The organism is Pantoea eucalypti, assembly GCF_009646115.1.
Lineage (GTDB): Bacteria > Pseudomonadota > Gammaproteobacteria > Enterobacterales > Enterobacteriaceae > Pantoea > Pantoea eucalypti.
On sequence record NZ_CP045723.1, the window covers coordinates 1 to 24,548 of the forward strand.

Below are 24,548 nucleotides of genomic sequence, written 5' to 3' on the forward strand. Positions count from 1 at the left end.
ATGAGCGCAAATATAATAAATAAAATCCTTAATCACAAGGCAAAAAGATTCAAGAGTATCTTTTCAGATGACTCAGTAGACCTGTATTTTAACAGCGAAAGAAAAACGTTTCATGCAGCTGAATTTGGAAGATATAGAGAAAATCTGACTGCTGATTTTCTGAAAGCATTCATTCCGGGTTATACGGCTGTTTCAACAGGTTTTATCGTATCTCAAAAAAATAGCGTAAGTACGCAATGTGATATCATACTTTATGATAAAGAGCTTACCCCCTTAATTCAGGATGATAACCTTAACCAGTTCTTTCCAGCTGATTGCATCAAAGGCATAGGAGAGGTTAAATCTAACTTGAAGCAGTCGCAGTTGAAAGAGGCTTTAGTAAAACTAGCAAAAGTCAAAATGGTTAGTTTTGAAGTTAGTCTACGCTCTGCTGGTCACAATGGCGACATATATGACAGGGAGCAAAACTGGAACCACGCTTATACTTTCTTGATTTGCAATAAAATTGAGGGCGATACATCAGACCTCGCCAAAGATATCGATGATTATTATAACCAAAATTCTATACCCCATAAGTTTAGACATAACTTTGTATTATCTTTAGACGGCAATGCACTTTTTTATAGAGATAGCGAAGATTATTCTGTCGCCTCTCCTGTAGTTCGTTCAAATGGAGCTGACGTTATTTGCACTCCAGTAAATATCGATAGAGATTTTGATCGCGCAATTAAACACTTTGCTCAGCTGACATATACAAATCTTTCTCTCCAAAAACGTGTAATAATGAATATTATGGAATATTTAAGTTAATTATTAGCTGACATTAATACCTAAACCAGTAGCACGCTTTGCGCATAGCGTGCTACTGCTAAAATATTATAGCTGTTCCCGCTTTTTACCAATCAGCACCTGCTGTTTCACCTCACTTATGGTTTCTTCGGCCCAGTCACGGTCAAAACCCGGCATAGTGTCAAATGCGTCAGCGATATCAGCCGGGATCGCGTCGATATACTCCAGCCCTGCCTTTGCCACTTCCACCAGCTCCGAACCGGTACGGCGCAGCGCCAACAGCTCTCTGGCCATCATCTGCGTCAGCGCGTGATTTGGCGCAAATGCCAGGTTGTTCTGCGGTTCAGCGGCGAACATTTCCAGCTCTTTATCAGTCAGACGATCGTTGATCATGGCGGCTTCCTCAGTTCTCTGTGGCGATCAACGTTCAGTCATCAGGCATCACCGCTATCACGATTGAAGGCAATAACTACACGGTTAGCCGCATCCACAATGGCAGCGAACTGTACGTTATTCACTTTGGCATGAGGTGATTGTCTTGCGATTTCAGCGATTAAAGCGCTGATAAGAAACGGCTGGCTCAAATTGAGGGATTTAGTAGTGCCGGTCATGTGTAATATTCCAGTGGTTAATTCCACGCTGGAGTTTATTACATTCTAAAATTTATTTAAATTTAATCTTATGCTCACTTTGAGCGGTGGCAAATGAAGCCTGCTGGCTCAGAGAGCAGCCAGCAGGTCATCAGGCAGGTAGAAACTTAAAGCGAATGCAGGTTAATTGAGTGAGTCTGATTTAGTTATGCAGGCATCAAATGCGCGCAACATCGCAGGCAATCTGTACAATGTAGTGACAGTTACCAGCGCCAGTACTGCAAAGAAAAGTGTCATTAAAACAAAAGCGAAGTTTGCTGTGTCAGTCATATCCGTACAACTCCAAGCCAGAAAAATATTAACGCATTTCATGAATTTATGCGTTTTCGGTTTTTTCTGATTGTATGCACACTCTAAGAGTCGATCAAGAAGTGATCAGCGCCACTACTAAAAGTAGTGGTACTAATCCTGCTTAAATAACACTTAAGCTAAATTACTGATATTTTTTAACTTATCGCAAGTTATTTCATCTTTACGACGGGTAGCTCTTCCCAGCGCGTCAGATAGCGCGGAGAGAGCATTTCCCGCTTCATCTGGTAGGCCGGATTAACGCCCTGACCGGCAATAAACAGCGTGCCGCGCTGATAGCTGTTCAGCTTGTCCATCACGGCCATCAGTTTATCGCTGCCGGGTCGCGGCGGAGCCTCGTCAAACAGGTTCAGCTGCTGCTCTGAACCGCAGAACTCCCCCAGCATCACTCCGGCCTTCGCATACTCATAGCCGTCGCGCCAGATAGCTCTGAGGCCGCGCACGGCGGCATCAATCAGATCGCGGGTATCCTGTGTGGCCGTCGTAAATGAATGGCTGGCACCGCGTGAGTAATACGGGCGGCGCGGGTCGTGTTTGCTGGTCTGAATGAATACGGTGATATTCCGGCAGTACTGCTTTTCACGCCGCAGCTTTTCACCGGCGCTGGTGGCAAAGAAGCAAACCGCGTTACTCACTTCATCCAGGCTGGTGAGGCGCTTGCCGAACGAACGGCTCACCACCAGCTGCTGCTTAGTCGGCGGGTTCTCTTCGAGCTCGAAACAGCGTTCGCCGCGCAGCTCCCGCACGGTGCGCTCCAGCATCACGTTGAAGTTTTTGCGGATCATGGTTGTGTCAGCACGGGCAAGGTCGAGCATCGTTTTGATGTTCATCAGCTGCAGCCTGGCCCCTATCTTTCTGCCGACGCCCCACGTTTCGGAGACGTCGAGCAACGATAGCAGCTTGTCGCGCCGTTTCGGGTCGGTCAGCACCACCACGCCGCCTGTTTTAGGCCAGGTCTTTGCTGCGTGCGTGGCTACCTTACAGAGCGTCTTTGTCTCTGCTATCCCTATGCCGCATTTCATCGTGGTGTGCTGGATTACGGTGCGCCTGATCTCTTCCCCGAAGGTCTGGAAGTCCACCAGCTTTTCCATGCCGTCCAGAGAGCCGAAAACCTCGTCAATCGAGTACGCTTCCAGGTTCGGAACGTATTCACCCACTATCGTATGGAAACGCTTGCTGAATGCGTCATACAGCGTGTAGTTGCTGCTGAACACCACCACGCCGTAGCGCCGAATGGTATCGCGGATTTTAAACAGCGGATCGCCCCGCTTAAGGCCCACATTCTTTGCTTCGCGGTTCAGCGCCGCGATACAGCCGTCGTTGTTCGTCGCCACCACGACAGGACGCCCGTGCAGGTCCGGCCTGAATGCCAGCTCCGCCGACACGTAGAATGCGTTAACGTCACTGTGCAGGAACATTGTCAGTACGGTGGATCACATAAGTAACCACCCCCCATATTTCCAGTGCATCAGGTTCTATCGGGATCGGCTTATAGCGCGGATTCATGGCCAGCAGCATCGGCACCGGCCTAAGCTGCAGCTTTTTTACCGTAAACTCTCCGTCTACTGAGGCAATTACGATCTGCCCGTCTGCCGCTGCCTTCGATTTATCCACCACCAGCAAATCACCGTCAAAAATACCGGCCCCTATCATCGACTCACCCTCACATCGCACGAAATAAGTCGCCGTTTTGGCCCGGACACAATAATCATTTAGGTCCAGCGGTGTGTCTTCATATCCAATGGCCGGAGACGGGAAGCCTGCTGCAACCGTTTCGAGAAATTGTTTAAAAGCCTGTCGTGGCGCGGCTTCGTCCGGTATTGCTATCACTTCTAATCGCATCATAGCCCCTCCTTATCACTGTACAAAAATACAGTATAAGATTAGAAGTATGGAATTGACCAGTGGGCGATTTCATATAAGAATAAGTACATTCTAAAATTTTATTAATTTCACCACTATGAACTTAGGTTTGAAGCAGATCGAATTGGATAAGTTGCGCGGTTACTGGAAGGCAAAAGGCTTTGTGGAAGCTGGTAGAGCCGAGCCGTTACGGATAAATCGCACTGACTGCTATATCACGTTCCTAAAAAAGAATTGGGTATGTAAAGACCTGAAGGGAAACACTATTGATAGCAGGCCAATGCTCTTCGCTCTGCTGAAACATAATATCTAAGAACTCGTCATTATCCCCGCGCTTTACCTCTGCTTGCGCAAGCCATGCTTATATTGCTTGCGCGGCCTCCTTCTCGACTATTTTGTCACTTTTCTGGCCTGCGACATTTACAAAAGAATTTTCTGGGCCGCAAGGCCCAGCCCTGCTGACTTGCTCCCTTCAATCTATGTGCGTTTTGCAAAACACTATATCTGGTGGGCTTGCACGAGAAGAACCACTGCATTTATGATTTTATCTATGCACAGTATGAATGGCGCGCATGGGACGCAAAGCTATTTATCGCATAGAGTTGAAAGCCGATAAAAAAAACATAATGATGTGGAAAAGGCCAGTCAGGGAGCTTTACATGACTGTTCTGAGGCATAGGGAGTCACGCTAAACAGTGTGGTAGAATGCCTTAAAATGTTGCGAAATTGTAATAAGACTCACTATAGAAGCAATAACGCTTGAGGCTTGTGATGTAATGGACCTACGATATGTATCAGGCCGTGAAAACGCTTACTTTCGGAGTATTTGCGTAGCAGCTTATACAAAAAGTTACTGCCTTTAAGGCAATGAAACTGCTCTGATGTTGATGTATCCTTGCTTCAGATACAAAAAAACCGCCCGTAGGCGGCTTAGTTGAATCCAGAAAGGTGTTCTCAGGCACTTCTCCAGAAAGGCAAAAATCGTTCTCAGGCGATTTTTACCACTGCAGATTTGCTTGAATCAGCAAACACAAGCAGAAGCTCTCAAAGCCAGTATACGGTTTGCGATTGTGGTTGCAACTTGTGAGCGACGAAAAATTTTCGCTCACTTTTGCAAAAAAGTGAGTTTCAATAAAACGTGGTTTCAGGAAATTCAGTTTTTTCAAAACTTTCTCAGCGCGAGAAAGAGTAAAAACTAGTGTTCGAAGACGTTGTAAAGAGTATATTTTTTCAACGTTAAATAATGCGGCAAGGTGGTTTCTCAGCCAATCGGAACCTTGCATGCCCTGTTAACAATGAAGACCGAGCACAAGCAGAAGTTCTCATTCTCTTGCGCGGCGCCCCGAACGCTACAGGTCAAATCGTAAGGCCTCAAGCATGAGATACAACGTTATTGTTGTGTCATTGCTGTTGGCATTACTGCACCCAACCGGAGGTGAGGGTATGAACATCAATACCAACATCTACGTGCCGGTGACAGTCATCCACAGCAACTGACAGTAAGCCGCCTTCGGGCGGCTTTTTTTATGCTGGTGGTCGGGATAAAAGTGCGCGGTAAACATTGCTGGTTTCGTGACGGGCAGCAGCAGTTAAATCAAACCAGATATGGCATGGATGTTAGTCTATTCATGGCATGCATTAGTCTATTCATGGTTCTCACCACCAGCGAATACTTAACGTTAGTCTATTCATGGTGTGCTGGTCATTTCGCCCGCATGACGCCTAAAATTGCAGCTATTTTCTAACATTTACCATGAATAGACTAATGCCGTCCATGAATCACCTAACGTTATGCGCACGTCACCGGTTTTCACCTAACGTTCACCATGAATCACCTAACGTCATTCGACAGGTAACAGCTCTGGGCGACGCGAATGGATCTGGAAGTACACTACCCCATCTTTCTTCACTTCTGAGTAGGTCAGATAGCCTATCTTCTGTAGCTCCTTCATAGCGTTTCTTACCGCTAAATTTTGAGCACTAACGCTGGACGTCAGATTAAGTCGCTCCCGCAATCGCTCCAGTGATATCTGTATGAATCCGTTAGGCATACTCTCAATATATACATAGAGCGCTTGGGCTGATTCCTTGCGTGGTAGTGCCTGTATAGCTTTTAGCTGCAATAAGACTTTATGATCGAATGCGTACAGCTCCCATAGCCTGGAGTCACCCTCAAGCGAGATAATGTCTTTCTCAATGTCGAACGTTGCGCTTTGAAGCAAGTGGGTGATCGTAGCTTTACTGCCATCTTTGTTCTTGAAGGAAACAACAATGGATGCGATGCGATTAAGCGACGCAAAAAAACGATCGCGTGAACGCTGGTTGATATCGTCTACGGCAATCCCGGTAAGTTTGGCAAATTCAGTGAAAGGCAACTCTATCCTGTTGGAGTGATCGCCATACTTAGAGAACGCCCGGATAGCACCTATCCAAGTCTTGAAATCCGTACTCATATCGAGGCGACTGCCACGAATAGTAATATTTGTGTAACCCTCTGCTTTTGCTATCTCTAGCTCGCGCAAGTCTTCTGAGGCATCAATAGTTGAGTTACCACGTCCTGTAGTGGGCTTATTTTTGGCCGATGGGACAAAGACTCCCAAGCGCATCAATGCTATTGGCTGAACGGTTCTGTTAGCCGTTGGTGTCAGTGTATAAGTCTTCCCTTCTTCACCACCAACAAATGACAAGGCATCACTTATTGTCTTGATTTGATTACCATTTTCCATTGATATCGCCTGAACGTAGTAATGTGAATATTTATGACCGCCACCATGAATAGACTAACACCCTACCATGAATAAACTAACAATTACCATGAACAGACTAACACTCAACATGAATAGACTAACTTCTACCATGAATAGACTAATGTAAAACCCACTTTTTACTATTTAATTCAGCAAGTTGAAAGCAAGGTGATCTCTTAGGATCTATTTATGATCTCTATATGATCGATTTATATGATCTATCCAGTGGATAAGTGGATAACCTGCCGTGATGATTAACTAAGTGCCATAACCAGTGGACAATTACGGATTGCTTTACAGATTCCGCGAGGTGATCAACAATCTAAAAAATATTTTAGAATTGGTTAAATCATGGAAAGCACAGATTTTCAGGCCGCACGGGAAAAACAGGCAAGAGCACAGCAGCGCCAGCGAGAAAAACACGCAGCAAAACTGGCAGACCCGGAGTTTCGGCAGCAGCAGTACGCAAAGCAGAAAGCCAGCAATAGCAGGATGCTTGCCAGGCAGATTGAAAAACGTAATTCCCCTAACTGGATTGCAGAGCAAAAAGCTAAAGCAGTAAAACGCGCTGTAAGCGTCTCTGAGCGCCTGAAAGACAAAAAGCCAGCACCAGTGGCAGCGAAGCGGCAAACACGCGCCAGCGCGTCCGGAAGAGGCCTTAAAGGGCGCACACCGACTGCAGCCGAACGCGTTGTTATGGATGCACTGGGGAAACTGCCCTGCATTGCTTGCATGCAACACGGTAAAGAATCGTTACTAATCAGCCTGCATCACATCGAGGGCCGGACTAAACCCGGCGCACATCTGCTGCAACTTCCCCTTTGCGATCCGCACCACCAGCACGCTGCACCGGCAAAGATTCGCGCAGAGTTCCCCTGGCTGGTACCGGTACATGCGGACGGCATTACGGGCGGCAAGGCTGAGTTCTCCCGGCATAACGGCACTGAACAGGAATTGATGATCAAAGCCTATGCGCTTGCGGGCATAACGCACTTACTACCAACCCTGTAATTTATTTTTATTTTTCGCTTGACCCGTAACTATGCAAATTACAAACCGCTTACAGTCGCCCCAAGCTGTTAGCGGTTCCCTGATGGAATTTTTGACAACTTACCTAATCTGCAACGCGCGGTTGGGAACGTTAAAAGCCAGAGAGGCCGCTATATGCGGCCTTTCGCCTTTTCAGGGGTACAGATGTGAAACAGAAAATCGCAGTAATCAGCCTTTCAACCAATCTGCCGATGGCGATCACCGCCATTTACGAAGAGCACACGCTCGTTATGTCAAAGCCGCAGACGCTGCCAAAGGGCATGCGAAAGCAGCTGGCCAAACTCGCCCCTTACGTTGAAGCACTGCGCAAACAGGGCTTTAAGGTGCTGGTGGATGAAGCCACCGGCAAAGTGGCCAACGAAGTCGGCGGCAACCATATCTCACTCAAAACGCGGGGAAGCGACGGGCGCGCAGCGGTGCTAATTGGCATCGAGCGTTACAACGAGCTCCTGCTACAGGACAACATTGCGCTGCCAGCAGAGAACAAGGGCGCATTTGAGATTCCCGACTCCATCGTTGAGGTGGAGTACAACGCCAGCGGTGAAGAGGTCTACCGGATCAACTGGCGCGAGATTCGCCCGGAGCAGGTGCTGACCATCCTGTGCTGCTTCGCCGTGGGTTACAACAACGTGGCGTCGGCGGATTATATCAACGCCATGACCGCCGCAACCGCAGAGCCGGAGCCGTCTCTAATGGACTCGCTTAAACGCATCATCGGCTATGAAAAAATCAAAGCCGTTGAAGCCGTGCCGGAGTCGCTGACCGGCAAGCGAATCAGTGACGAGGAACGTATCCTGTGAGTTATAACCGCCTCGACGATCGCTCGATCAGTGACGTGGTGCTACGCAGCCTCTTCCATCAGGAAGTGATCAAGCGATCCGCCTCATTCCACGAAGACAACCGCGACTACACCATCCGTCTCGACGAGATATTCCGCGCTGACCTGGCGGCATACCGCGCCTATGAAGGTAATGACGATCTGCGCTGGGTGTTCCGTCTGTTATGCGGAATAGAGTCAGAAATGGAGCCGCTGCCAGCAGGCCAGACGCTTTCTTTACCGGATATGGCATGGCTGCGCGGACGCATACGCGACTTTGCTGGTGGCAAGCCGGAGTTAATCAGTGGCTGATACTCCGTTTGCCCGCACCCGGTCCGGGCGCTACGACACGGCAGGCCTTTCCTCCAAAGAGTTCTCCCGCGTCTTTGACCAGATTGATAAAGACCGCCGTAAATCCCGGCGCATAGCGCGGCGCACGCTCAACCCGCTGACCCTGAAGAACAAGGCGCTGGACGACATTATTGCCCTGGGCAAAAAGAAGTCCGGCACGTTCTTCACGAAAGAGGATCTGAAAGGGTTTGAAGCAAATCGCGCCGACGCCCGCCAGCAGTTCAATTCTTCACAGGCCGGTATCACGTATGCGCAGCTGGTGGCCGGTAGTCAGCAGATCGACATTAAGCGCGCCAACAACCGGGTAGACGACGGAAGCGGCATTAAGCGCGCCACGCCCACGACGCTTAAACATAACGTCCTGACCGTCAGCGTGGAGGCGTCCGCCGCCTCGCTCGATAAGCATCACCGTGTGAAATTCCGCTTTGAAGAGTGGGATCAGCTGATAGAGGAAATCACCGATGCCAAAGACAGCGCAGCCAAAATTGCCAAGCGACTCTGCGCTGGCCGCGTCTCTTTTGATTGCGATTGTGGCCGTCACCAGTACTGGTATCGCTACATCGCCACGGCAGGCAACTTCGCCCTTGCCCCGCCAAAAGAGTACGCCTACCCCAAAGAGAAAAACCCGAACCTGAAAGGCGTCGCCTGTAAGCACGTCATTCATGCCTTCACCCGTCTGCAATCCGCCTCATGGCAGGTGCGCATCGGCCAGGCACTGCATAAAAGCGCCAGTAACAACGCCTATGGCGACGATCCGCGCAAAACCACTGAGCACTTCACTGACGCTGACAAAGCGAAATTCAACCGCAACCGCAGTTCACAGACGAACGTCGCCGCTGTTAAGCGTGAGCATGAGAAGTATCAGAAGCGCATGGGCGCGCTGGCGAAGCGCCTGAACAACGACGACGGGCGGATCGACAAACTGCGCGGCCAGCTGACCCGTGCCAAGAAGCTGACCGCAGCGCAGCGCACCCGCGCCGCGAAGAAGCAGGCGGAGCTGGCGGACGAAAAGGCCAAAAACGCCCTTCTGCGTCAGCAGCTGGCAGACCAGGCGAAGATCCAGCGCCAGACGTTCATTGACGCCCTGGTGCTGAGCGGCACGCCCCGCGCCCAGGCCGAGAAGATGTTTATTGAATACGCAAAAAACCAGACAAAAGCAGGTAATCAGTAATGGGACGGTACGACGAATTTTTGGCCGACAATCCACCAACGATCAACGAGGCCACCAGCAGTGAAACAGAGCAACCCTCTTCCGCCGTCGATACGCCGGATAGCAGCAGCGCTGTTATCGATCTGGACGCCGCCGCGCCGACCGCCGCCACGTCACCCGATGGCGATACCGCTGGCGGTCCTGATGACGCTAACAGCAATAGCAGTGAGAATCATGACCCGCTGAGCGCCCCGCTCCCGGACACCCTCGCGGCACGCGAACAGAGCACGGCGCTAAAGCCGCGCTACAAAGGCCACGCCTCGTTTAACAACATGGTCCGCCGCGACTGGATTAAAGCGATTGAGAGCGATTACAGCGCTTTTCAGGCGCTTCTATACCTGCCGGACATGCGCGACGTTGGCGAGGTGGACGATGAAACGGGCTTTGAACAGCCGTCGTTTACCGAGCTCAACAACAACCAGCGTCACCTGAGCTATGAAGATGCTGATCCGGTCATTGTCACGGTGCTGGATTGTCCGGACGAGCGCGAAAGTTTCCAGGTGCTCGATGCCGATGGCGAACAGGACGGATTGACTGACGACGTGCAGATCCTGCGCATTGCCGCTGAAGGTGTGCCGGTTGGCTCAATTCTTGAGTGGAATGAAGAGATGGCCAGCGGCAACCTGGCGCGCCGCTGGTGGTACGTTCACCGCATTTACGGCTTCGGTACGCAGAATGTCGGATCGCTTTACTACTGCATCCCTGCACGCAATTTTGACACCACCAGCAACGGACGTATCGAATGAATCAGATACTTTCCCGCACCCGCGAGTGGGTGAAAACACGCACCGGCAAAGTGGAGAGTACCGGCTTTACCGGCGCCGATGCCGCCGTTGCAAAGGCGCTGAATGACGTATTCAGAAGCGCCGTAATGACCGGGCCGCGCCAGCATGAGCAGCGCTTTGCCTCATTCCTGGCGCGAAAGCCGGAAGATCGCGTATTCGTCGGCAAGTTTGATGACGTCATGGACTTCCTGCGCGCCGTTCGCCAGGCGGGCGCCGGACGTCACAGCGTGAAACCGTCGGAAATGCCGGATCTTAACCGTGACGCCCTGCCGCTGATTAACCTGTCACGCGGGTTTGATATCACCTACGACAACAACGATCAGGAGATAGACCGCGATTACGGCGACATTACCGACCCGTCACAGGGCAATATGCCGCTTGCCGAGGTTGAAGCGACACAGGCCTCGCTTAATTACTCCATCACGCTGATTGCCAGTGACAAAGATACGCTGTCGCTGATGTGCAACACGCTGGCCGCTAACTTCCGCTCCCGGCTCACCACTAACTTCACCGCGCAGGAAAAGCTGGTCCACTGGCCTGTAGAACTCAACTGCAGCATTCAGGATGCCAAAACCATCATGTTCAGCGATATGTCGCCCCCTTTCACGCAGGATCGGATTTACGCCTGTCAGGCGTCGCTGATTGTCATGGTTGATGTGCTGACCGCGCATGAGGTTAATGCCCGCAACGTTCGCTATGACACCCAGCTGGCACCGGGGGGCAACTGATGGCTGATCAGCAGAATAAGCCTATGCAGTACTTCCTGCAGTCGGTCCTGCTCAATGGCGCTGAAATGCCGCGCAGCTGGATAACGTCCGTGATTTACATCGAGAAGACGTCGCTGACTGCGCCGCTGCTGGTCCTGGAAGCACACGATCCTGCCGGAAAGCTGGTGGATGAAATGGGCGCACGGTTTGGCGCTGTGCTGGTGGCAGAGCTGGGCGACCCGACCGGGCAGCGCGGCGCGTATTCCGAGACGTTTTTCGTGACATCGGCGCCCGCCAGCGGTGACGTGGTGCGGATCATCGCCGTATCAGCGGATTTGAAGCGTCTTAAAACCCCATCAGCACGCGTTCGCCTGTATGCCGACCGCCAGCCAGGTGACGTCATGGCGGAGTTCGCAGGCAAAATGACGATTGAGGCTGACGCATTCCGCAAAGCGATGACCTATCACCTGAATATGGGCGAGAAGCCGTCCGGCGTCCTGCGCCAGATTGCTGACGATCACGGCGCGCTGGTCTGGTGCGCTCGCGGGAAGTTCTGCATGAAGGACATGGCAAAGCTGATCGGCTCAAAGGCGGCGTTTGTCTATGAGGCCAACAACCCGCAGGCCGAATACACGATCAGCAAGATGAGCAATATCAACCAGGACGCCGCCGCCACCAGCAGCCGCGATTATCAGTATGTCGGCTACTCCATGACAGAGGGTTACGTGGCCGTGGGCGATAAGACCAAGCCGGTTAAGTACATTTCTGACGCCGATGTAGCCACGCTGACCAACATGGCGAGGGTGCTTATTTCCAAGCTGGATATTGAAGTCAGCGGCAACGCGGACTTGACAGCAGGCATGGTTATTGGTGTGCAGGTCCATCGCTATGACGCGGAAAACCAGGTAGACGAAACCTTGCCTAAAAACTTTATCGCCGTTGCGGTCATTCACCATGAGGATCGGATTGGCTACACCACGCGCATGATTTTAGGAGTACCCAATCAGTGAGTAAGCAACGCGCCATTATCACGGCCACAAAAGACCCGCAGGGACACATGCGGGCGCAAATCCGCCTTACTCCGCAGTGGGAGGACGTGGACGCGGATACCCTGCCCTGGGCGGAATATCAGCTTCCAATCGGCAACACGTTTGTACCCTGCATCGTGGGTGATCAGGTATGGGTGGAGTTCCCTTACAAAGACGGCCGCGGGAAACCGGATACGCGGCGCCCGCTGATCACCGGCGCAGCGCAGTCGGCACCGGGCGGCGTCCCAAGCGTCGCGCCTGAAGCCTCCGGACAGGGTGGCGGGTATGAGCCACCAGCCGTTGACGGTGCGCCTGCGCGCCCTTCCCTGAGTCCGACCACGGATTTTGTGTCGCACCGCAATAATCTGCTGGAGATCCGGTCTGCTGGTGGCGGGTATGAGATAGCCAACACTGCCAGCGGTTCGCGTGTCGGTATGAACGAAAGCGGGGATATTTACCTGCTGGGGCCGGGGAATCTGGTGATCGACGTCGGCGGCAACCTGACTATCAAAGTTGGCGGAAAAATTGTGTTCCAGTCTGGCGGACCATTCAGCGCAACCGCACCACAATTCGCGTTCAGTCAGTAAAGGTTATCTTAAATATAAAATATTATTTAGAATGTCATAACTCTTTTAGTTGAGACATTCCTGAATGAAATCACCCTTCTTTAAAAACGTCATGGTCTACAGCCTGAACCGGGATCTTCCGCTCGATGCAGAGGAACTGGAGCAGCAGCTGCAGACGATGGCGTTTTCTCCCTGTGCTGCACAGGACATGGCTAAATCAGGCTGGATCAACGTAACGTCAGACGGCCTGCTATTGGCTGAGAACGGTCAGTACCTGCTGTGCTGTCAGACCGAAAGCAAAATTATGCCCGTGTCCACGCTCAACGATTACGTTGCCGAGAAAGTGGAGAAAATGGAGCGCGATCAGTCGCGCAAGGTGCGCCGCAACGAAAGGGTAAGCCTGAGAGATGAGGCGCTGTGTGTGCTTCTTCCGCGTGCTTTCTCGCGCCGTTCCCAGTCCTATATCTGGATCGACAGCGTTAACAGCCGTATCTATGTTGACGCGGCCAGCGCGAAAGCCGCTGAGGACATGCTGGCTCTGCTGCGCAAAACAATCGGCTCCCTGCCGGTTATTCCAATGATGACCGCTGATCCCATTGAACTGACGCTGACTGAATGGCTTCGCGCCGCAGAACTGCCTGCCGGTTTTGCGCTGGGCGATGAGGCCGAGCTGGCGGCAATTCTGGAAGATGGCGGCAAAATCCGCTGCAAAAAACAGGATTTACTGAGCGATGAAGTGCGCACGCACATTGAAGCCGGGAAATTGGTCACGCAGCTTAGCCTGGACTGGCAGGAGCGCATTTTATGCCGCGTATCTGATGACCTGAGCATTAAGGGCATTAAGTACGCTGACATGCTTACCCAGCAGAATGATGATATCGACCGCGAGGATCAGCGCGCACGCATGCTGGCTGATTTCATACTCTTTGCGTCCGAGTTCTCCAGCTTCTTCTCCGGGCTGGTGGAAGCGCTGGGCGGCGAGGCGAAGCGATGATCACCTATGGCTCAGTTTGTTCGGGCATAGAAGCGGCCAGCGTGGCGTGGGAAGGGCTGGGATGGAAAGCGGCATGGTTCGCAGAGATTGAAAAGTTTCCCGCGGCCGTACTGGCGCACCACTATCCCGCCGTCCCTAACCTGGGCGATATGACAAAGATTGCCGCCGGCGTTCGCGCTGGCTCCATCCCTGCCCCCGCCGTGATGGTGGGCGGCACCCCGTGCCAGGCGTTTTCTATCGCCGGACTCCGTAAAAGCCTTGATGACCCACGCGGTCAACTCACCCTTGCCTATGTAGATTTAGCGAATGCCATTGACGAAAAAAGAGCTTCAAACGGCGAACCACCAGCCGTCCACCTGTGGGAAAACGTGCCGGGAAGTCTCAGCACCGAAGACAACGCGTTTGGATACTTCCTTGCCGGTATGGCTGGAGAAAATGAAGCGTTCGAACCAGGTCCACAACCTGAACCAGGTAAAAGCGGACCCGGCTGGCGCTGGAAAAAAAGCGCCGGTAAGCACGTGGCAAAGTGGCCAAAGTCTGGTTGTGTTATTGGAAGACAGCGCAAACTCGCCTGGCGACTGCTTGATGCCCAATACTTCGGAGTGGCCCAACGCCGCCGCCGTGTGTTCGTTGTCTCAAGTGCTCGAAACGACTTTGATCCCGCAGAAGTACTTCTTGAGTTCGACGGCGTGCGCCGGGATTCTCCGCCGAGCCGAAAATCGCCAGAGGAAACTACCGGAACTGTTACTTCACGCGCTTCAGCAGGTGGCGGGCTTGGAGACTTCGAACTTAACGGCGGTTTGACAGTTGCTGGCCCTCTTACTGCATGTGGGACTGGAGTCGGTGGCCCTGATTTCTCCCATGCCGCAGCCGGTCATTTAATTTCTGCGTTTGGTGGTGGCAATTGCTCCGGGGCGCTGGATGTAGCAGCGTGCCTGACAGCCAAAGGCCAGCGCAATGATTTTGACGTTGAGACGTTTGCAGTGCAGAGCGCTACTGGCGAGGTAAGCCACACCCTTACAGCAGAAGGGTATGATGCGTCAGAAGATGGTACTGGGCGTGGTACGCCTGTCGTGGCTTTCTCTTCTAATGGACATGGCTCATTTGCTGAAGGGATTTCAGCATTAAGGGCTAAATCTGGCGCTGACCATGAAAGTAGTGCAGTGCGCGTTATTCATGGCACACAGGATCCAAACCTACTAAATAATTTGGCTCCTACCATCGGATGCAATCAAGGGCAGGAGAATGTCATATTGGCGTTCTCTTCCAAAGACTACGGGCAGGATGTGGTAGAGGGCATATCTCCAACTTTACGAGCAGGCGGGCATGCTGAAAGCCATGCTAATGCTGGCGCACCACCAGCAGTGGCCTACGGCTTCCAGACTCGCATAGCGCGTAATGGCCGCGGTGACATGGCTGACGTTTGCCATGCGCTGAGCGCTGAATCGGGGGAAACGGGGAAAGGTGACGCTGCGCCGTGTGTTGCCCGATGTGTTGAGCATGCCGCTTTTGCCGAGAACACCCGTGGCGAGCTCCGGTTGTTTAACGGTGATGGCCAGATCACCGGCGCGCTGTCAGCGGGTGGAGGTAAACCCGGTCAGGGCTATCCATCCGTAGTCAGCCAGTGCGAAGTGCGTCGCCTGACGCCTAAAGAGTGTGAGCGTCTTCAGGGCTTTCCGGATGGCTGGACCCTGATCCCCGAAAAGAAGCGCAACACCCTTGCCGCTGATGAGATTGCATACCTTCGCCTGACACACCCCGACATGCCAGAAGAAGAGGCACACCGGCTGGCGGCTGATGGTCCTCGCTACAAAGCGATCGGGAACTCCATGCCCGTGCCGGTTATGCGCTGGATTGGCAACCGCATAGCTAATCAGATCATGGTGGTGACTGGCGAAACTGAGCCTCAGCCAGCAGCCCTCCCCGCTCCACCAGCGGCAAAGAAAAAGCGTGCGCCGGCGCGCAGGATTGCGGACGACAAATACCCCCGCTCATTCCTGAAATGGGCGGGTGGCAAACACTCTGTACTGGATGAAATCAGGGCGATGCTTCCTACCGGTGATCGTCTCATTGAGCCTTTCGTCGGCAGCGGTACGGTCTTTATCAACGCAGGCTTTAAGCGCAACCTGCTGGGCGACGTTAACCCGGACCTTATTAATCTCTTCAATCAGCTGCAGGGTAATCCTGATGCCGTAATTAAGACGGCCTACCAGCTGGAGCGAGGCTGTCTGTCTAATGAGGCGTATCTCGATATTCGGGACGAGTTTAACGGGCGTGGGGCGCACGCTGTGCGTCATGCGGCGTTATTTTTGGCGCTGATGCGCACCAGCTTTAATGGGCTGTGCCGGTACAATCAAAAAGGCCTGTTTAACGTGGGCTGGAATAAAAAGGGTGAGGCGAACTACTTCCCTGTAGACCAGCTGGCGCACTTCACCGCCATGCAGAAAGAAATGACGTTTATGTGTGCCGGGTTTGAGGATGTGATCGCGCAGGCGGGTGAAGGTGACGTAGTGTTTTGTGATCCACCGTATGAGCCTCTGCCGGACGAAGCCGGATTTACGGCCTACAGCGGCACCTCATTCACGTTCGCGGATCAGGTGCGGCTGGTGGAGTGCCTGGTGGCAGCGCGGGAGCGTGGGGCTAAGGTGGTTATCACAAACAGCAGCGCACCTGCCATTCTGCATCTGTACATCAGCAACGGCTTCAGAATCGCCCCGCTGGCCACACGCCGATCTGTGTCCTGCAAAAGTGAGACGCGCAAAACGGTCAACGACATAATTGCCGCTCTCTGAAACGAACCCAACCCGCTTTATGCGGGTTTTTTGTCTTTGCTAGACTATCAGCAGAGCGCGTATTTTTGATGCCAATTTTTAATGGAGTATTATTGATGACCAATGGAACGGTCTGCCACTGTTTACAGCCAGTAATCAGCGAGTATTATTGATGATGTAATGTACAGGGAGATAAAAATGGACGCAGCCTTGCTTGGAATGATGCGCTCAGGTGGAAGGAATAAAGCCTGGGCTGAAACAATGGTCAACCTTGAAGCCAGAAAGCTGATTGATACAGCTAACAGGCTGTCAGCCTTACATCTTAACGATGGGCTTACCCGGATGCAGTTTGTCCAGGAAATAAAATCGGTTGTTGATAAGCAGTTTGCCGCCGCCCGACAAGCAAAATCTGATGAAGAATGTCTGGAGTGCGTTAAACAGCTTAGATCTGAAACAGAAAACCTTGAAGAGCAAGGAAGATTACTGCTCACAAAGGCAGCACAACTCTATGCCAAAGTGGAGTTTGTACGCGAGAACAACAAAATTGTGGGTTACATGATTTCCGCTGTTCATGTCGCGCTTTCAGGTTTTGCTGTTGTTGGCGGTGCTTTGATGATCGCGTCAATGACACCTCTTGGCGTGCTGGCTGGTGCCGTTCTCGTTGTTGACGGGCTTAATGGCCTGTCCAAAGAACTTATTAACAACCTGTCTGATGTACAAACAGAAGGCATGTTTGCCGATGGGGCAATGCAGGCTGCAAAATTCATGGGATTTAAACCAGAGTCAGGACTGGCTTTGTACAACACGGTAACGCTCACAGCCAGTGTTTATAGCGTTTGGGGGCTGGCGAGAAAGCCTGGCGCATGGCGGCTTTTCAGATGGCTGCCCCGTGATTACTTCCGTAAGATTGACACCATGAGCCGTCCAAAGCTGACCATGAAAATAATCGGCTGGGGTGTATCGGCTAAGGTGACATTCGATTTACTCAGCATAAGTAACCAATCAAGCTAAGCCTTTTTTCGACCGCCAGTAGCGCCATGATTTCCAGGCCAGCACTGGCGGTTGAATAAACGTCACAATGACGACACCGATCAGCAGAGATAAGCCTCCACCTAAAATGTATGGCTTAGTCGAGAAACAGAGAAGGAATACAAATACTAGCGTGCAGGCTGAAACGATCCATAACAGGACTCTAAATCTGTTTTTTAAATCCACTACTGCTTCGTCCAGCGTTCCACCATAGCTTTCAATATTATTTTTGATTTTTTTCAAATCAGCATCAGTAAAACCGGACTTCAATAACTCTGATTCATTAACTGTCATAGTGCTTTACCTTTCATCCTTAAAACGTTAAGTCATTCTAACGCAATTATATACGTGCATGACTCTCATACATCAACTTCCTTTGGCACTATAACGGACTTCCGTACCATGTGGATGTGCTAAGAAGAAACCGCCAAATCTTAGGTTAGCTTCATCCCAGCATCCCTGAAGGCTGGTAGTGATTCTGCCGGAATGCCGCGAGGCGTATTGAGCAGCATTATTGCCTGATCCATCGTGATGCGATTACATACATATTCACGGAAGATATAGCCGATAAGCCCTGCCGCCTTTGCTTCTCTGGCCCTGGCGTTGTAAGCACTCTGGTACTCATTGGTGAGGCGGCTGGTCTCTTTAAAATAGTAGTCTCTCGCTCTCGCGTAACTGTCTGTGCAGGCCACCAGCACATTCTTAGTAACCACTTCAAAGCGCCCTTGGCAATTTTCGCCACAGTCCAGCAACTGCACACCGGTTCTTTCAGAGTATGCCAGCACGGTTTTTTGGATAGGCAGGCCAACAGTGGGGATCATTCGTCCATAAACATCATTCATTTTACGTTCCTTTTCGTCTGTAAGCGTCGGCACCACCTGCCGCGAAGCCAGACTATACGGGAAAAGTGGCAAAAAATTAAATCGATATTTATAAAAACTTTATACTTTAAATTCTTAATTCTGGCTTAGCCGCTCCCCCACCTAAATTACAAACCCTCTATTCTCCCCGCTCAATTAACCAGGACGGATGAATTATGAGCAATCGTAAGACCACACACTTTGAGCTTTTCCATAACCTGAACATGGCAATGCGACAAGATCCGCAGTTTTCCTATGAGTACGATTATTCGCGTGAAACGCGCACGCTGATGGAAACGCCGTATTGGCGTCTCACCCCGTCACAGCGCACCACGCGCAACACCATGATTGAGCAGACGATGGCAAATGCCACGGCGGAAGATACCCGCGTGCGCATGATGGCCATGCGTCCGGAACACCGCTATTTGCTGATCCCGACCTATGTCTGCCTGGCGACAACTGAATACTACCTGGAGGTTAAATACTCACTGACAGATGAGCCTGAGACCGTCGATCTGATGCCGGTCATGTGGTCCGCGATCTATGCGCTTAACCTGGGGCGCGATATGTCTACCGACGTCTGGAGCGAAATGTCTCCGGCAGACCAGCTGACGCAGACCAAATGGGTTGAGAAGGTACTGAGCACCGTCAAGCTGTCGCGCTATATCACCGATGCAAGCCGTGCCGTCTGGCTGGGCCTGTTCGTGACCTTCAGTGATATCCCGGATGATTTTTACGATCTGATGGAGTCGCAATGACCAGTAACGCGCGCTCCGGCGCCGGGGCGGTCTAATGCCTGCTGCCGGTACACTGGATTCCGTTTGCTCCGGACACGGTTTGTTCCCTTCGCGCCAGACTGCCGAGGCTGACGCGGGGCTGTCCATCAACGGCAAGGCCGTGCTAGTGGATGGCAAGTTGTTTAAGGACCACACGGACGGCAAAAGCACCCACAACGGAAAGGCGGTCTCTGGCCGTCCATGGTTCACCATCAATGGCAAAGGCATTGTGTGCGTTGACGATCAGGTTTCTTGCGGATCGACAGTCGCAACAGGCGATGCCGGATTCCAGGTGAACTGATTGACCTCTCTCATGCACGCAGCCGTCATGGCTGCGCTTACACAGGAATAACCATGTTCAGTGAAATCACCTTCACCGGCTGGCTTAAACGCGCTATCGCCGTGGCGTTCTGCGCGGCACTGCTACTGCTGGGCCATAAGGGCTATGTGACCGTTACAGACCACTTTGCACACGTTGCAGCGCTGGAATCAGCCAACGACACGCTCACCACCAATAACAAAACACTCACCGGCAATAACAGCACCCTTAAAGCCTCGCTTTCTGAGCAGCAGGCGCAGGTAGATACGCTGAAGCAGACCCTGGCCAAGCGGGAAAAGGACCGACAGGAATACGTGCAGAAGCAGGCGGAGCTGGAGCAGGAATTAGAGAAACTTAAAGAGGATAGTCAGAATGAAATTGATGAAATCAACCGTGCGATACTGCTTGCTGGTGTTAATCATACTGCTTTGCCTGCCAGCGTTATTCGCATGCTCCGGGACAAAGCCAAAGCCATTAACACCCGAAGTCGTGATGGTCACAAAGCTGGTGGAGCTGCCGCCTCAAAAAGCGCAAGCCTACCTGCCGTGCCAGGTGGATGAAAACATACCCGGATTCACTGACCAGCTACCCGCTTATGTGGCGGGTATTTTGACAATAATAGATGAGTGCAACCGGCGAAATGAACTGATATCAGAGCAAAACGCCCGCCTGTAGCTCACATCTAAAGGAGAAGCCGCTCACAGAAGTAAACGTTAGAGCAACTATCTGTGAACGGCTTGAAATGTTAGCTTTACTGATGCTTTAGTTTGTCAGGTTTTGTGAGTAAAGTGATTGTAACTTTATTTCTGACAAGGATGATGGCATGGAACTTACCCCCAACTTATTGAATGACGTTCAACTTAGCGACGCACAGTCCCCTATAGGCTCCGATAGCGATATTAGGGGGTTTTATAACCATCTTGTATACATACTGAGATTACATCCTGACGTTCATCAAATTCTCAATAAAGTTGAATCAGGTGAACCTACTAATGACCTAATGCCAGGCGAAATTTATCAAGCCACTTCAACTCTTTTCCATGAAAACTTGCATTGGTGGCAATTTGTTGGCTCAACCTCTGGGTTGATTATGAGCTTAAGTTTACCTGCTCAAATAACAAGTAATTTAAAGTTTTTCAAAGATTATCTTGCACTAAGCGGGAAAAAAAAACCGATCACTACCTATAGTGACAACTGTCATCGACCTGACGACACTGATGATCCAGAGTTTAGAGCAATAAATCAAATATTAAACACCTTCCATGATATTCATTTTTATAAAGTAAGAACAAAAAGACCAAAAAAAATAACGGAGTGTTATAAAAGCAAATATTTTGAATCAGTAGGTCATTCTTTCAATATTACATATGCTTCGTCGTTAGGCTTGATTGCTACAACTTTTGATCCGGATTACTCATTCCTTCCGAATCCCGCAGCTTGGCAAGATGAATTTAGACGGCTTGCAGATGAGAAAGTTAGCGGTTTTTATTATGGGGAAAAAAGTATAGGCATCCCACCTATTGGGACAGCTGATTTATATGAAGGTCAGGCGCGATTCAATCAGATGCTATATTTGCATACTGTATCTAATAAAACATTAGATTGGTTTCAATTTAGACAGGTAGGCATGCTGCATGGTCTATATGAGTCGGCATTTACGCTTTTCTTGAAGATCCTTGAAGAGGAATGCCCTAAAAGTGTAGATAGTCCTCTCGTAGCACTGTATTTATTACTGATAGATATAGCAATTAATCCAGCTGAGGGTTTCCCATTTGATATTGTTGAGTATGAAGAATTTGTCAATGCTACAGACCCAGGTATTCGTTTTGTTTACCTTTGTAACGCAGTAAAGCATGAGTACCCTGAATTCAAAGGGTTAATCACTGAATATTCATCTGAGGAATATTGGGTGATATCCACTGTTTTGTGCGAGGCTATTGGCGTTATCCCTCCAATAATCTATTTGGAAAAATTCTCCAGCTGGTGCGATAATGAGGAAAGCATTATCAAATTGATGGAGGATAATGAAAAGTTTAATTTTGAGCCGGGGAATTTGCTAGTACGTCTGATTTTAGCGCGATTCCTGAGCTTTCAGCAAGACAAGCTTAAAAACCCCGAGTTTTTCTGCTGGCCTGGAATCTATTTAGAGGGTGAGCGTAGAAATACCACCACTGATCATTTTTATTTGAAACATCAGGCTCTCTTCAAAGAGAACCTCAATATGGATATTGCTCCTTCAATGTTACCTGGAATCGCCGAAAAAACTCTTGAGGATACAGCTGGAGAGTTTTATTTGGCTGTGGTTCTCTTCGAACTTTGTCAACAGTGGATACTAGAACCTGGAGATTTTGAATATAACTTTCAATGGTTATCTAAATATTACAGCAGCGAAGATTTGGAGAGTTGGGCGAAGAATGCCTTTATCACCACATTTGGTGTTTCTCCTGATGATTTTGAGATAGTTACCCCTAAAGCTAGCTCATGACAGATATTTCAAGCCGCTGAAATAGCGGCTTTTCGTCATAACTAAGACCGTTTCAATTGCAAATCTTCAGTTTGCGGCCTGAGCGGCACTATCAGCTGATGCCGTCACTTCAGCCATATAACCCGCTGCCACTTCCGGCCCGCCAATCTCCAGCATAATTTTACGCATGCCCGCCGCCAGGGAACCGTCGCCCTGATTAACCAGAAATTCACGCGCCGCGAGTGGCATGTAAATGGACGCTGTTACCGGATTGTGCATCTGCTGCGTATTCCCTGCCCTGCGCCAGCGCGCCATGCTACGGATAGCATCGTCCTCTAACGTCGGGCATGCCTCCATGATGATTTCAGCGCCGTACATGATGACGATCTGCTTAGCCAGAGAACGTGGCTCTGATTCGCTGAGCAGATAGTCCAGATGATTACGGGCGTCGCGCTGACTTCCGGTTGCTAATGTGTGGGATTTGGTGCCGTTGGTGTACTGAAAATAGAGCTTATAAGACATGAGGATTACCAGTGGTCAATTACATGCCGGAAAGGTACATCAAAATATAAAAATTATCCTTAGATTTTAAAATCTTTTCTTGCCTCTCTCACACCGCAAAGTACAAACCGCATAAATTTGCCTCGTCAAAAATTCCCTCGCAGCCGCGCCCTGAAAAAAGGGCTGAATTGTGAGCAAAGATATTACCCCTGCACGTATGCGTGAGCAGGACATCATGACCCGCGCCTCGCGTGTCATGGCTTTTACCGTTGATGCACAGCGCAATGCTTCCGGCGCGATGATCTCTGATCGCGTCGAAATGTCTCAGAACATTGGCGCTGCAGTACGCCAAGACCCGATGTTTGAAGGCGTTAACCCGGAGTTCTGCCGTATTGTCGGCACCGCCTGGGCGTCGAGCATGATCGAGTACAAAGAGCGTCACGGTCACTATCCACCAGCTGATCAGCTGGCGAACGCCAGCCGTGCGCTGGAAAACCTGATGATCGAATCAGCCCTGGAAAAACATGAAGGCAACGGCAAGGCGATGTTTGAATCTGTCGCAGCTGACATGCGCACCTCTGATGGCGTAATGCGTCAGGCGCAGTTTGCCGCGCTGATCCTGCCAGCGGTACTTGGCGCGGCCACCAGCGACGCGTGTACCTTTGTCCCGTGTGAGCGCGACGAAGCGAAGATTTACGAGCTCCTGAACGTCGCCGGTACCAAGTTCGGTGACTTTGATCAGGGCGACGAGATGCACATGCAGTCTGCTGCTGTGTACTCACAGATGAAGCGCCTGTATCCCTTCCCTGCCGCAATGCAGCCGGACGGCACCAAGAAAACCTTCACCTTTTCAATGAAGACCGTTGAAGGCGCTGATATGCCGATCCGCGCTGGCCGCGCCAAGCTGCTGATCAACCGTCGTCCGGGCAAAGTCGATGACGGCGACGGCAACCTGTATTTCTCCGACAAAGACGTTAAAGGCAACGTGTTTGCGGCTACCTGTAAGGTTGATTACGAGAAAGGCACCATCGCTGTGACCTTCACCGATGCACCGGCTAAAGGTACTGAGCTGGCGGCACAGGTTGAAATCAACGTAGAGAAAGCACCAGGCCTGATCCCGGTTATCAACCAGTCCATGCGTGAGTTCACTGTTAAGCCGTCACAGTTCGTGATCGCGTCTGAGCACACTGTTATGGCCGCGTCGGATCTGAGCCGTGAATTTGGCATCAACCTGTCTTCTACCCAGTTTACCGCTATGCGCAACTGGCTGAGCCATGAGCAGGACATGATGCGCCTTCGCACAATGGCTTTCCATAACGTCTATGACCGTGAATTTGACGTGGCACTGCCGGAAGGCCAGACCTACGAATCGTGGGTAGGCCTGATGAAGCACGCGATCACTCAGCTGAGCACCGACATGGTTAACCGCACCCGTAAGGCCGGTGTCCGTGGCGGCTTCGCTGGTGGTGAAGCGGCGAACTTCCTGAAGAGCCTACCTGCTAACGTCTTCCAGGCTGACCCTAACTTTGTGCAGTCACCGTACATCCAGCGTATCGGCACCCTGTTTGGTATTTACCAGATCTTCGAAGTCCCTACCGCTATCTGCGATCAGTTCGTGTTAGACGGCGTGGCACTGGCTAAAGAAGACATTCTTTTCTACGGCCGCGGTGATTCCATCGGTGACGCAGGCCTGATCGCCGGCGACGCTGTTCCGGCCATTCCGTATGTCCATGAAACCAACCCGTCACTGGTCAACCGCACAACGCTGTGGGGCTCTTCCCTGAACGAGCTGCACCCGCGCAATGGTGAAAACTACTTCGCCAAGCTGACCCTGACCAATACCAAAGTCGGCGCTTACAGCATGCTGACCGGTAAGAAGATCGAAGGCGAAACCGCACCTGAAGCAGCGGCAACCGGCACCGGTACCGGCAGCTAATCCCCCTTAACGCCTCCGTTAAGGGG

At 51.1% G+C, this 24,548-nt stretch carries 25 protein-coding genes; 17 read left to right on the forward strand and 8 right to left on the reverse strand.

Features of this window, described 5'->3' with window-relative positions; translation table 11 throughout:
• Entirely contained in the window at positions 1-810 is an 810-nt protein-coding gene (locus tag EE896_RS22485) for a DUF6602 domain-containing protein (protein ID WP_140916550.1), read from the forward strand.
• Between the two features lie 66 nt (positions 811-876).
• Here EE896_RS22485 and EE896_RS21875 read toward each other — a convergent pair whose 3' ends face one another.
• The 5 genes from EE896_RS21875 to EE896_RS21895 form a co-directional block, all read right to left on the reverse strand.
• Complete coding sequence (locus tag EE896_RS21875) at positions 877-1,182, reverse strand: hypothetical protein (RefSeq protein WP_238343258.1); 306 nt, start codon at positions 1,180-1,182, stop codon at positions 877-879.
• Positions 1,183-1,223: 41 nt separating this feature from the next.
• Positions 1,224-1,400 (reverse strand): hypothetical protein, encoded by a 177-nt coding sequence (locus tag EE896_RS21880; RefSeq protein WP_153574590.1) that lies wholly within the window; start codon positions 1,398-1,400, stop codon positions 1,224-1,226.
• A gap of 500 nt (positions 1,401-1,900) precedes the next feature.
• On the reverse strand, positions 1,901-3,166 hold the full coding sequence (umuC, locus tag EE896_RS21885) for a translesion error-prone DNA polymerase V subunit UmuC (RefSeq protein ID WP_122889994.1): 1,266 nt from the start codon (positions 3,164-3,166) through the stop codon (positions 1,901-1,903).
• Positions 3,150-3,590: a LexA family protein gene (locus EE896_RS21890; RefSeq protein ID WP_140916586.1), complete on the reverse strand. Its 441-nt coding sequence runs from the start codon at positions 3,588-3,590 to the stop codon at positions 3,150-3,152. The genes umuC and EE896_RS21890 overlap by 17 nt, the downstream gene beginning before the upstream one ends.
• Before the next feature lie 1,862 nt (positions 3,591-5,452).
• Complete coding sequence (locus EE896_RS21895) at positions 5,453-6,337, reverse strand: RepB family plasmid replication initiator protein (protein ID WP_122889998.1); 885 nt, start codon at positions 6,335-6,337, stop codon at positions 5,453-5,455.
• A 513-nt stretch (positions 6,338-6,850) separates the two neighbouring features.
• Here EE896_RS21895 and EE896_RS21900 point away from each other — a divergent pair.
• The 11 genes from EE896_RS21900 to EE896_RS21950 all read left to right on the forward strand — a co-directional run bounded on the left by EE896_RS21900 (position 6,851) and on the right by EE896_RS21950 (position 17,648).
• Positions 6,851-7,369 (forward strand): Ref family recombination enhancement nuclease, encoded by a 519-nt coding sequence (locus EE896_RS21900; RefSeq protein ID WP_372828728.1) that lies wholly within the window; start codon positions 6,851-6,853, stop codon positions 7,367-7,369.
• Between the two features lie 185 nt (positions 7,370-7,554).
• Positions 7,555-8,208, forward strand: a complete 654-nt coding sequence (locus EE896_RS21905; protein ID WP_140916548.1) for a maturation control protein — start codon at positions 7,555-7,557, stop codon at positions 8,206-8,208.
• On the forward strand, positions 8,205-8,537 hold the full coding sequence (locus EE896_RS21910; protein ID WP_008927056.1) for a hypothetical protein: 333 nt from the start codon (positions 8,205-8,207) through the stop codon (positions 8,535-8,537). Before EE896_RS21905 ends, EE896_RS21910 begins: the two co-directional genes overlap by 4 nt.
• On the forward strand, positions 8,530-9,747 hold the full coding sequence (locus tag EE896_RS21915) for a phage tail protein (RefSeq protein WP_140916547.1): 1,218 nt from the start codon (positions 8,530-8,532) through the stop codon (positions 9,745-9,747). The genes EE896_RS21910 and EE896_RS21915 overlap by 8 nt, the downstream gene beginning before the upstream one ends.
• Positions 9,747-10,532 (forward strand): phage tail protein, encoded by a 786-nt coding sequence (locus EE896_RS21920; protein ID WP_140916546.1) that lies wholly within the window; start codon positions 9,747-9,749, stop codon positions 10,530-10,532. Before EE896_RS21915 ends, EE896_RS21920 begins: the two co-directional genes overlap by 1 nt.
• Entirely contained in the window at positions 10,529-11,299 is a 771-nt protein-coding gene (locus EE896_RS21925) for a baseplate (RefSeq protein WP_140916545.1), read from the forward strand. Before EE896_RS21920 ends, EE896_RS21925 begins: the two co-directional genes overlap by 4 nt.
• Positions 11,299-12,288: a tail length tape measure protein gene (locus EE896_RS21930; protein ID WP_140916544.1), complete on the forward strand. Its 990-nt coding sequence runs from the start codon at positions 11,299-11,301 to the stop codon at positions 12,286-12,288. The genes EE896_RS21925 and EE896_RS21930 overlap by 1 nt, the downstream gene beginning before the upstream one ends.
• On the forward strand, positions 12,285-12,893 hold the full coding sequence (locus tag EE896_RS21935; RefSeq protein ID WP_140916543.1) for a baseplate protein: 609 nt from the start codon (positions 12,285-12,287) through the stop codon (positions 12,891-12,893). The genes EE896_RS21930 and EE896_RS21935 overlap by 4 nt, the downstream gene beginning before the upstream one ends.
• Before the next feature lie 64 nt (positions 12,894-12,957).
• Positions 12,958-13,866, forward strand: a complete 909-nt coding sequence (rdgC, locus tag EE896_RS21940) for a recombination-associated protein RdgC (protein ID WP_140916542.1) — start codon at positions 12,958-12,960, stop codon at positions 13,864-13,866.
• Entirely contained in the window at positions 13,863-16,658 is a 2,796-nt protein-coding gene (locus EE896_RS21945; RefSeq protein ID WP_140916541.1) for a class I SAM-dependent DNA methyltransferase, read from the forward strand. The genes rdgC and EE896_RS21945 overlap by 4 nt, the downstream gene beginning before the upstream one ends.
• A 177-nt stretch (positions 16,659-16,835) precedes the next feature.
• Positions 16,836-17,648, forward strand: coding sequence for a DUF4225 domain-containing protein (locus EE896_RS21950; RefSeq protein WP_140916540.1), 813 nt, complete (start codon positions 16,836-16,838; stop codon positions 17,646-17,648).
• On the opposite strand, the gene EE896_RS21955 is transcribed toward EE896_RS21950, so the two are convergent.
• Together EE896_RS21955 and EE896_RS21960 are read right to left on the reverse strand one after the other, a co-directional pair.
• Positions 17,640-17,960, reverse strand: coding sequence for a hypothetical protein (locus tag EE896_RS21955; RefSeq protein WP_140916539.1), 321 nt, complete (start codon positions 17,958-17,960; stop codon positions 17,640-17,642). The two genes, EE896_RS21950 and EE896_RS21955, sit on opposite strands and share 9 nt — an antisense overlap.
• 140 nt (positions 17,961-18,100) lie before the next feature.
• On the reverse strand, positions 18,101-18,508 hold the full coding sequence (locus tag EE896_RS21960) for a hypothetical protein (protein ID WP_140916538.1): 408 nt from the start codon (positions 18,506-18,508) through the stop codon (positions 18,101-18,103).
• A gap of 194 nt (positions 18,509-18,702) precedes the next feature.
• Here EE896_RS21960 and EE896_RS21965 point away from each other — a divergent pair, with 194 nt between their 5' ends.
• The 4 genes from EE896_RS21965 (at position 18,703) to EE896_RS21980 (ending at position 22,106) form a co-directional block, all read left to right on the forward strand.
• Positions 18,703-19,284 (forward strand): hypothetical protein, encoded by a 582-nt coding sequence (locus tag EE896_RS21965; protein WP_140916537.1) that lies wholly within the window; start codon positions 18,703-18,705, stop codon positions 19,282-19,284.
• Positions 19,285-19,318: 34 nt separating this feature from the next.
• Complete coding sequence (locus tag EE896_RS21970) at positions 19,319-19,603, forward strand: PAAR domain-containing protein (RefSeq protein ID WP_140916536.1); 285 nt, start codon at positions 19,319-19,321, stop codon at positions 19,601-19,603.
• A 53-nt stretch (positions 19,604-19,656) separates the two neighbouring features.
• Positions 19,657-20,181: a hypothetical protein gene (locus tag EE896_RS21975; RefSeq protein ID WP_140916535.1), complete on the forward strand. Its 525-nt coding sequence runs from the start codon at positions 19,657-19,659 to the stop codon at positions 20,179-20,181.
• 263 nt (positions 20,182-20,444) lie between these two features.
• Entirely contained in the window at positions 20,445-22,106 is a 1,662-nt protein-coding gene (locus EE896_RS21980; protein WP_140916534.1) for a hypothetical protein, read from the forward strand.
• A gap of 66 nt (positions 22,107-22,172) precedes the next feature.
• On the opposite strand, the gene EE896_RS21985 is transcribed toward EE896_RS21980, so the two are convergent.
• Complete coding sequence (locus EE896_RS21985) at positions 22,173-22,607, reverse strand: hypothetical protein (protein WP_140916533.1); 435 nt, start codon at positions 22,605-22,607, stop codon at positions 22,173-22,175.
• Between the two features lie 169 nt (positions 22,608-22,776).
• On the opposite strand from EE896_RS21985, the gene EE896_RS21990 reads away from it, so the two are divergent.
• A complete protein-coding gene (locus EE896_RS21990) occupies positions 22,777-24,522 on the forward strand; it encodes a capsid protein (protein ID WP_140916532.1) in 1,746 nt (581 codons plus the stop codon).
• Positions 24,523-24,548: the final 26 nt, after the last annotated feature.

Bases quoted from the DNA above. Each gene is read 5' to 3' on its own strand.
- EE896_RS22485 (WP_140916550.1), top strand. From the start codon at position 1: ATGAGCGCAAATATAATAAATAAAATCCTTAATCACAAGGCAAAAAGA.
- EE896_RS21875 (WP_238343258.1), bottom strand. From the start codon at position 1,182: ATGATCAACGATCGTCTGACTGATAAAGAGCTGGAAATGTTCGCCGCT.
- EE896_RS21880 (WP_153574590.1), bottom strand. From the start codon at position 1,400: ATGACCGGCACTACTAAATCCCTCAATTTGAGCCAGCCGTTTCTTATC.
- umuC (WP_122889994.1), bottom strand. From the start codon at position 3,166: ATGTTCCTGCACAGTGACGTTAACGCATTCTACGTGTCGGCGGAGCTG.
- EE896_RS21890 (WP_140916586.1), bottom strand. From the start codon at position 3,590: ATGCGATTAGAAGTGATAGCAATACCGGACGAAGCCGCGCCACGACAG.
- EE896_RS21895 (WP_122889998.1), bottom strand. From the start codon at position 6,337: ATGGAAAATGGTAATCAAATCAAGACAATAAGTGATGCCTTGTCATTT.
- EE896_RS21900 (WP_372828728.1), top strand. From the start codon at position 6,851: ATGCTTGCCAGGCAGATTGAAAAACGTAATTCCCCTAACTGGATTGCA.
- EE896_RS21920 (WP_140916546.1), top strand. From the start codon at position 9,747: ATGGGACGGTACGACGAATTTTTGGCCGACAATCCACCAACGATCAAC.
- EE896_RS21925 (WP_140916545.1), top strand. From the start codon at position 10,529: ATGAATCAGATACTTTCCCGCACCCGCGAGTGGGTGAAAACACGCACC.
- EE896_RS21930 (WP_140916544.1), top strand. From the start codon at position 11,299: ATGGCTGATCAGCAGAATAAGCCTATGCAGTACTTCCTGCAGTCGGTC.
- rdgC (WP_140916542.1), top strand. From the start codon at position 12,958: ATGAAATCACCCTTCTTTAAAAACGTCATGGTCTACAGCCTGAACCGG.
- EE896_RS21945 (WP_140916541.1), top strand. From the start codon at position 13,863: ATGATCACCTATGGCTCAGTTTGTTCGGGCATAGAAGCGGCCAGCGTG.
- EE896_RS21950 (WP_140916540.1), top strand. From the start codon at position 16,836: ATGGACGCAGCCTTGCTTGGAATGATGCGCTCAGGTGGAAGGAATAAA.
- EE896_RS21955 (WP_140916539.1), bottom strand. From the start codon at position 17,960: ATGACAGTTAATGAATCAGAGTTATTGAAGTCCGGTTTTACTGATGCT.
- EE896_RS21960 (WP_140916538.1), bottom strand. From the start codon at position 18,508: ATGAATGATGTTTATGGACGAATGATCCCCACTGTTGGCCTGCCTATC.
- EE896_RS21965 (WP_140916537.1), top strand. From the start codon at position 18,703: ATGAGCAATCGTAAGACCACACACTTTGAGCTTTTCCATAACCTGAAC.
- EE896_RS21970 (WP_140916536.1), top strand. From the start codon at position 19,319: ATGCCTGCTGCCGGTACACTGGATTCCGTTTGCTCCGGACACGGTTTG.
- EE896_RS21975 (WP_140916535.1), top strand. From the start codon at position 19,657: ATGTTCAGTGAAATCACCTTCACCGGCTGGCTTAAACGCGCTATCGCC.
- EE896_RS21980 (WP_140916534.1), top strand. From the start codon at position 20,445: ATGGAACTTACCCCCAACTTATTGAATGACGTTCAACTTAGCGACGCA.
- EE896_RS21985 (WP_140916533.1), bottom strand. From the start codon at position 22,607: ATGTCTTATAAGCTCTATTTTCAGTACACCAACGGCACCAAATCCCAC.